This is a genomic window from Bartonella sp. ML70XJBT (genome assembly GCF_028618425.1).
Lineage (GTDB): Bacteria > Pseudomonadota > Alphaproteobacteria > Rhizobiales > Rhizobiaceae > Bartonella.
Window position 1 is genome coordinate 1 of record NZ_JAQISX010000042.1, and the last position, 5,209, is coordinate 5,209.

The following is a 5,209-nucleotide window of genomic DNA, read 5'->3' on the forward strand; positions in this document are numbered from 1 at the left end:
ATCCAGTAATTTTTGCATTATCCAAAACATGGGCATTATCGAAAACCCGCGCATCCCCATAAACCATGGCATTGCCACCGACCCAGCAATTGCCATTATCAGCTAAATTTGCAACTTTGTGTATAAAGCCACCGAGGTCCCCCGCCTTTACATTGGCAAAATCCTTTAAAGCACGAATGCGATAAAGAGTATAATCACCTACTTCAATTGTTTCGTCTGTAAATTCGTATTTTTTTGCAGGCTCTTGTTTATTATTAGATGCGGTTTCATTTGAAATGGAAGAAATAACGGGGGTGTTTTTTGATATAGCGTTCATAATTAAAACCTATCGATTATACAGTTTTCAATTGACAACCCTATAAGGGCGCCGGGCGTTTGAAAACACGGTCGATAGTCCGTCGTTACACTTTTCTCATAAAGAGTATTGTATGGTGTAAACACACCCGACAAAGCTCTCATATACCAACAAAAGCATAAAAGAAAGTCAGTTTTTATAATAGGATTAGGTTTTATCGCAACCCTTTCGCTATCGATTTAGTGTTTTCAATCACTTGATTATTTATATAACAAAATACGTATTTATTGTCAATTAATTTATGCACTTTTTTGATATTTTTTATGATTTTTTTAAATGCATTGTGTGTATATATTTGTCATATGCTTATTAATCGCTTCTTATTTATTATATGCTTTTAAAGCTATATTATTGGCTTTCTTAAACGATTGCGTTATGTTTTGAATTATACATTTATAATATTTAGAAACGCTCTCATGATGCGTATTTTTAACTTTATAATGCATTTATTTTTTACTAAATGGTTTTTAAAGATTTCTGTTAATTTCTTTTATAACACATTTGCAACTTAATAGCTTTTATAGGGACTATCTTTGTAGCCAATGCTTTCATTTGCATTGTGATTATGAAAGCCCGCTGTTTTCACGCATTCTTTATAGCCACCGCATCATTTTTCATTTTCATAAGAGAAATGATAAAGAGGATAATTGCGATTTATAGTCTGTTATGAAAACCTCTAAAGAGAGATTGATAACTATAGAGATTAGCAAAATCCCTTTTAATAGACTTTTGTCATTTTTGTCAGTTTAGTCAGTTCTTTCTAGACCCTATAGTATTTTTTTCAAATGAGAGAAATTTAAAAACATTATATTTCAATATGTTAGCATTTTAATGGTACAACCCTTATTAAGATGCACCACATAAATACAATCAATAATATATATTTGTCAGTTATCTGTCAGTAAATTGAACTGACAAAAGTGATCATTTTAGTGAGTGATTAAAACATGCTTTATGAAAGAAGCATGTGATCTCTTAAAGCCTTTCAAAAGAAAGAGGTATAATCATAAGAAATGCTATCAAGACTATTATGGTTATAGTTTAGGGGGTTTAGGGGGTTTTGGAGGTTCTTTTTACACCCCCTTTATATATATTTTTTAGTCAAAAATAAAAGTTATTATATTTCAATAAGTTAATGTTTTAAATAAACAACCTGTATTAAACACAACACATAAATACAATCTTTAATATATATTTAAGAGGGTTTTGTAGGTGTTTTGGGGGTTTTAAAAACAGACAAAACCTATAAGTAATATAAGAAAATGAATATACAAAACTCTCTTTAAACAAAGCTTTTAAAAACAATAAAGCTATCATTTGAGATTGCGATATAATCTTTTAAAGGCAATCCAAAAGAAGCGTATTCTATTTAAGAGTGGATTTCTTATAAGTCTCAAAGCAATCCAAAGTAGAGTGTTTAAAAGTGCAAATGATTTCTTTTTAGAATAACGCATATAAACACTCCTTTTAAGATTGTAGGTAATTAACTTAATAAAAGGGGTATAAACCTATAGTTATAAGACCTTATACCCCTTGTGAGTTTATCATACCCATTATGTGAGCATGCTTTATAAGCTTATTCAGTTTCTTTAATTTCTAATTTTGGTAGGTTTTTAACAATTTTCATTGTCTCTAAACTTACGGTAATAACCCTTTGGAATAACTCCAATGGATAAGCAGGGTTGTCAACGGTTTCAACAGCATAGCGATTAGCATCATTCACAATGCCACTCTTTTTATCAGTTTTCACACATTGACGCCCCATAACCCATTCAAGAGCAGGCTTGCCATTGACGATATACTCATAAGCTTCAAGAGGGATATCTGTTATAATGATATTGCTATTATAAATAACAGTCGATTTATCCTTTTCCTTACTATTCTTAATTTTTGCGAATTTCATTTCATTTACGTAATAGAATTCTTTAGGATTAGAGATATCAGTCTGTTTTGGATTGCCTTTTTTAAAGGTCACTGGATAAGGTTCTACATCTTCATAATTCACGTGCAAATGACCCAGTTCACGCCCTGCTGTAACAAACATCCAAAAATCTTCAGCGCTTTTTACACAAGGAATGCGAGGCAATTCTTTGCATAAATTATCAGCATAACGAGTACGATAATCTTCTGAATGTAAAAGACCGTACACATAATAGAATAGATCATCTTTTGTTATATTCTCATTAGGATAAGCCGCTTTAAAATGGGCTAGCCCTTCATTCGTAATAGCATCACGTCTCTGTAAACCAGCATTTTTACTTTCCTCTGTAACATTCGCAAATAAATGAATTTGTTTTTTATTTTTATTTTTTGAAACGGAAGCATCTTCGTAAAAATATCTTGGAAAGCATTGACCTGTATCTATTGCGTGAAAATCGGGTAAATCCTTAGTCATAAGTACAGAAAATCCACTCCTTGCTCCTACACCTGTAATTTGTATTACTTTATTTTCGACTACTTTTCCCATAGGAAATATACGATGCATTTGATAAATTGCTTCATTAAAGATACTATCATAATAGAGCCACTGTCGTATAAAAGGGCGATAAAAGCTTCGAATAAGGCATGTCTCTTCAAATTCAAAAAACTGTCCTCTAATTAATTGCTTTTTAAGACTAAGGCTCCAACTTATTTTGCTTGGATCTGAATTTACGAAATTATTTACAGCATTTTCACGTGACTTACGGTCAACGTGTGGATAGGCTTTATTAAAACGTTTCACTTCGCTATTATAGAAGGCAATCATATTACCCATATTTTTTGCCCCTACCTCACGGCTTGAATTATACGCCCAAGCATCGCGACTGGTTGTAATACCGCAAGAAAACGTTTCAAAGAGCTTTTTATTATTGCTCTTCTTATCACCTAAGGCTAAGAATGTTTCAAAACTCTCATCACGTTGATTAATCCAATCCCCATATTCGTCTGGTGTAATCATTTGCCAGCTTTCTTTACGTGTAATGCCTTCAAGACTACCAAAGTATTCCAGAGCTGTAAGTTTTTCTTTTGTCGTGAGATTATTACCAATATTATGATAGTAAATTTTACAATCTCCAGAAGCATTAGGATTTTTGATAAATAGTGTCACAGCAATACCAGTCATACTTCCATTGCCAAAAATATTTTCTCCTTCTTTGGCTTTCCCATTGCTTAATATATTTTTACGAATATCCCCCCGTAAATTAAGCACGTAAATACTGGTAAATTCTTTGGACAAAGACTTTCGTAAGCTATTCATTGTTGGCTTTTCTACATAACTAGAACCAGAAACAAATCCGATTACTCCAGCATTATCAATACGGTCACTAGCCCAGCGGATAGCGCGGATATAACTGTCATAAAAATTTCGCATATTCACTGCTTTTGATTGAGCAGCATAAGTTTCATTGATACGTTTATCTAATATGGGGTAAGGAGTATTCTTTGCATTGTCATTAGCGCTTTTTTGTCCTACCGAATAGGGGGGATTGCCAAAGATAACCTTGATATTTAGATTTTTCTGATGTTCTAAATATTCACTGTTTTCTTTAAATAATTTTTGTAGCAGATTTTTCTCTTCAAGCATCCGAAACGTATCGGTTAAACCAATATGCTTAAAAGGAATATATTCACCCTTCATAAGACTATGATAGGTCGATTCAATGTTAATGGCTGCTATGTAATAAGCTAAGAGAACAATCTCATTGGCATGGATATCATGACGGAATTTATATTCCATATCCTCTGGTTTTATGAGATTTGATTGTAATAACCGTGTGATAAAGGTACCAGTACCTGTAAAAGGGTCAAGAATAGAAACACCACGTGATCCTAGGCTTTTTCCAAATTCATTGCGTAACACTTCATCAACAGAATGAATAATAAAATCCACAACCTCAACGGGGGTATAAACAATCCCAAGTCTATCGGTGGTTTTCTTAAATGCCTTGGCAAAAAAGTCTTCATATAGCTTGATAATAAGGTTCTGTCTTGCTTGGGGTTCGGTAATTCCAGAGGCACGGAATTTTATGCTGTTATAAAATTTTTGTAATTCCTTTGATTCTTGCTTGATATTGGTTTTATCCAACTCAGCTAAGATCTTTTCCATCGCTTGCGAGATACTATTGTTCTGGACAAATTTATTGCCTTCAAACAAAGCTTCAAATACGGGACGCGTCACAAGATGTTGTCCTAACATCTCTAGCGCTTCCTCTTGGGTAATACTGTCGTTTAAATTACTCTTTAACTCCTTATGAAAGCTCTCAAAAGCATGATAGGCTTTACTGGTTTTATCAGAAAGGATATCTTTAAGACGATTAATGTGGTTTTGAGCAATCTCCGCAACATTGTTCGCCCAGATGCCCCAATAATCCGCAAGGGTCGATTTTTTAATCAGAAGGGTTTTGAGAGCATTAGGAAACGCCATCACAAAGTTAAAACGTTCTTGACCATTATGGGGGTTAAGCGATTTTCGCAGTGGATAGACATTCCCCGCACTCGCACTTTCTGGTTTTGCGTGAAGGGGGATATCATCAACAACCGTGGTAACATTCTTTAAGTCACTATTTTGAGAAACCGTAACAATATCTATGATAGAACTTACATCTTGCCCTAAATTCATTTGGTTAAGGGTTTTGCTAAAGTTCTCATCATGAGAAAGCAAAGCACTGAGAACTTGCCAAACAACACTGTACTTTTTATTGTTCCTTAAAGCTTGTTCGGGGGGAATACCAGCTGGTACGCCAACGGGTAAAATGATATAGCCTCTTTTCTTACCCCGTGCGCGACGCATCACACGTCCTACCGCCTGTATCACATCCACTTGGCTTTTCCGCGGGTGTAAAAACATTACCGCATCGAGAGTAGGAACATCCA

Annotated in this window: 1 protein-coding gene and 1 pseudogene; both read right to left on the reverse strand. The window is 34.1% G+C overall.

What is annotated here, in order from left to right:
- A pseudogene (locus PVV65_RS08850) lies at window positions 1-316 on the reverse strand (hypothetical protein); the annotation flags it as partial.
- A gap of 1,615 nt (window positions 317-1,931) precedes the next feature.
- On the reverse strand, window positions 1,932-5,209 hold a 3,278-nt coding region (locus PVV65_RS08855), incomplete at its 5' end, for a type ISP restriction/modification enzyme (protein ID WP_273789911.1).